This is a genomic window from Mycobacterium sp. TH-M106 (assembly GCF_057473765.1).
The window spans coordinates 1-3,438 of record NZ_JBYCLE010000467.1 but is presented as its reverse complement, the minus strand read 5'-3'; the positions used below and the strand labels follow the sequence as shown (position 1 = coordinate 3,438).

Genomic DNA, 3,438 nt, shown 5'->3' with positions numbered 1-3,438 from the left:
CGGCGAACAAGGTGGTAACGGCCGCCGCCACCATCGAGTACGGGCTGAGCAACCCCGACGAGGTGCTGTCGGTGCCCGGCTCGATCGCCATGGGCGATGCGACCATTCATGACGCGTGGGAGCACGGCACCGAGTCCTACACCACCACCGGGGTATTCGGTAAGTCGTCCAACGTGGGCACCCTGATGCTGGCGCAGCGCGTCGGTCCGGAGCGCTATTTCGACATGCTGGAAAGGTTCGGCCTGGGCAGCCGCACCGGCGTCGGGCTGCCCGGCGAGAGCGCCGGGGTGGTTCCGCCGATTGCGCAGTGGTCCGGCAGCACATTCGCCAACCTGCCTATCGGGCAAGGGCTTTCGATGACGCTGCTGCAGCTGGCGGGGATGTATCAGGCCATCGCCAACGACGGCGTCCGGATGCCGCCGCGAATTGTCAAAGCGACCATCGCTCCCGACGGCAGCCGCACCGAGGAGCCGCGCCCGCAAGGAGTTCCGGTGGTCTCCGCACAGACGGCCCAGACCGTGCGCAACATGCTGCGCGCCGTGGTGCAGCACGACCCGATGGGCTACCAGCAGGGCACCGCGCCCAAAGCCGCTGTCGACGGCTACCAGATCGCCGGAAAGACCGGGACCGCGCAGCAGATCAACGCCGGTTGCGGGTGCTACTTCGATGACGTGTACTGGATCACCTTCGCCGGGATCGCACCCGCGGACAATCCGCGCTACGTCGTCGCATTGATGATGGACAATCCGCAGCGGGCCGCTGACGGGTCGCCGGGTTCCTCGGCGGCTCCGCTGTTCCACAACATCGCGGGCTGGCTGTTGCAACGCGACAACGTGCCGCTGTCGCCGGACCCGGGCCCGCCGCTGACGCTGCGGGTTGTCTGAGGCATTCCGCCCTTGCGGAGATCATGGCGCTAGCCTTTTCGCCGCGCCAGTCGGCCGCCTCCGGTGTTGCCCGGGGTTGTCCGGGGTTGTCCGGGGTTGCCCGGGGTTGTCCACAGCTGGGTGTCTATCCACAGATGGGTTGGTCTGGGTGTGACTGTGGGGTGGTTTGTCGGCGCCGGCCGCTAGTGTCGAATCTATGTTCGAGAGGATGCCGCCGGATCTCGGGGAGCTGGGTGGTGCTGACGACAGCACGGTGATCGCCGCGATCACCGGCTGGGCGCAGGTCGAAGCCGCCGCTGCGGCACGCCGGCTGGCTGCGGTCGCCGAGCTGGTGGCTCGCCGCACCGACGGGCCGGAGTCTGCCCACTGGTGCTGTGACGACTGGGACGCGACAGCCGCCGAGGTGTCCTCGGCCCTGGGTGTCAGTCACGGCAAAGCCTCCGGGCAGATGTATCTGGCCGCCACACTGCGGGATCGGTTGCCGCAGGTCTCGCAGCTGTTCGCCGAGGGGCTTCTTAGCGCAGCGCTGGTGGCCACCATCGCTTGGCGCACCACGTTGATCAAAGACCCTGAAGCGCTGGCGCTGGCCGATAAAGCCCTAGCCGAAGATGCGCTGCGTTATGGACCGCTGTCGGCGGCAAAGACCGCCGCGGCCATCGACGCCGTCATCGACTGCTACGATCCCGGCGCACTGCGCCACATCCGTGGCTATGCCCGCAGCCGCGATGTGGTCATCGATAGGGAAAACATCGCCAACGGCACCACCCCGCTGTGGGGCCGGCTTTATGCCGCCGACGCCGAACTGCTGGACCGGCGGCTGATGGCGATGGCCCACGCCGTCTGCGACGACGACCCACGCACCGTCGCTCAACGCCGCGCCGACGCGCTGGGTGTGCTGGCCGCCGGTGGTGACCGGCTGGTCTGCCGTTGCGGCACCAGCGCCTGCCCCGCCGCCGCTGCCACCGATGCACCCAGTGGGGCGGTGATCCATGTCGTGGCTGATGTGAAAAGCCTTGATGTTCCGGTTGACCCGCACCACAACGGCGAGGAGCCTCCGTCGCGGCCGATCACCGCGGATATGACCCTGCACGAGGCGCTGACGCTCGAGCCCGAACCCGACCCGCCGACGGTGCAAACCCCGCCGGCGCTGATCCTGGGCGGACCCCTGATTCCGGCGGCAGTGCTGGCCGAGCTGATCGCTACCGGCGCCACGATCCGGCCGCTGCGACTGCCCGGCCCTGACAGCGCACCCGAGCCCGGCTACCGGCCGTCGAGGGCGCTGGACGAGTTCGTCCGCTGCCGCGACATGACCTGCCGCTTCCCGGAGTGCGACCGGCCGGCCGAATTCTGCGACATCGACCATGCGATCGCCTACGCTCACGGCGGGCCGACCCACCCGTCGAAGGTCATAAGTTGTTAAACTACCCTCATGCCTGTGAGGAAATCTGCTGGTCAGCGTGTTGGGGTGGGGTCGGCGGCGATTTATGCCCGGATTTCCTCGGATGCGGAGGGCACGGGGTTGGGGGTGGCGCGGCAGTTGGAGGATTGCCGCAAGCTCGCTGAGGATCGGGGCTGGCCGGTCGGGGCCGAGTATGTCGATAACGATGTGTCGGCGTTCTCGGGGAAGCCGCGCCGCCAGTACGCGCAGATGCTGGCTGATCTGGCATCCGGTGATCGGGATGCGGTGATCGTCTACAACCTGGACCGGTTGCACCGCCGGCCGGTGGAGTTGGAGGAGTTCGTCACGCTATGTGAATCGGTCGGGGTGCGCGATGTGGCGACGGTAACCGCCGACATCGACCTGGGCAACGATGACGGACTGTTCATGGCCCGCATTTTCGCCGCGTTCGCCGCCAAGGAATCCGGCCGCAAGTCGGCCCGTATCCGCCGCAAGATGTTGCAGAACGCCCAGGCCGGGTTGCCGCATGGTTCAGCACGCCCGTTCGGCTATGAAGCCGACAAGATCACCGTGCGCGACTCCGAGGCCGCAGTGGTCCGCGAGATGGTGGATCGGTATCTGGCGGGCCAGTCCCTGCGGTCGTTGACGATCTGGCTCAACGAGTCGCAGATCGTCCCGAGCGTGGCGACATCGTGGCAGACCACCGCGGTGCGCCAGGTGTTGTCCTCGGGCCGTATCGCCGGGCTGCGGGAGCATCGCGGCGAGGTGATCGGCCCCGCGGTGTGGCCCGCGATCATCACCCCAGTGCAGCGGGATCGGGTGTTGGCCCGTATGGCGGCACGCTCGGTGACCAAGACCCGCACCGCCCGCACCTACCTGTTGTCGGGGATGTTGCGCTGCGGGCGCTGTGGCAACCGACTGTATTCCCAAGCCCGGCACAGTAATCCGCAGAATCGGGTACGCCGGTATGTGTGTTTGAAAGGCCCCGACCATGGTGGGTGTGGTCGGTTGACAGTGGTCGCCGCCCCGGTCGAAGAACTTCTGACCGAGGCTGTGTTTGTCATTTGCCACGAGGATGGGACCACCGGTTGGCCACCAACTATGGACCACCTGTTTGGCTCATTGGGGATGATCGGCGGTCGTCGGGCTGGTGTC

At 67.3% G+C, this 3,438-nt stretch carries 3 protein-coding genes; all 3 read left to right on the top strand.

The genetic code is table 11. The annotated features are described in order from the left end of the window. Positions 1-884 (top strand): peptidoglycan D,D-transpeptidase FtsI family protein (locus tag AC2VOP_RS16615; RefSeq protein WP_486961994.1); only part of this gene is annotated, 884 nt, incomplete at its 5' end. Positions 885-1,080: 196 nt separating this feature from the next. After that, the gene (locus AC2VOP_RS16610) at positions 1,081-2,304 is read left to right on the top strand and encodes an HNH endonuclease signature motif containing protein (protein WP_486961993.1); all 1,224 of its coding nucleotides are present in this window, start codon (positions 1,081-1,083) and stop codon (positions 2,302-2,304) included. Positions 2,305-2,313: 9 nt separating this feature from the next. Continuing rightward, a partial coding sequence (locus AC2VOP_RS16605) for a recombinase family protein (RefSeq protein ID WP_486961992.1) occupies positions 2,314-3,438 on the top strand: 1,125 nt, incomplete at its 3' end.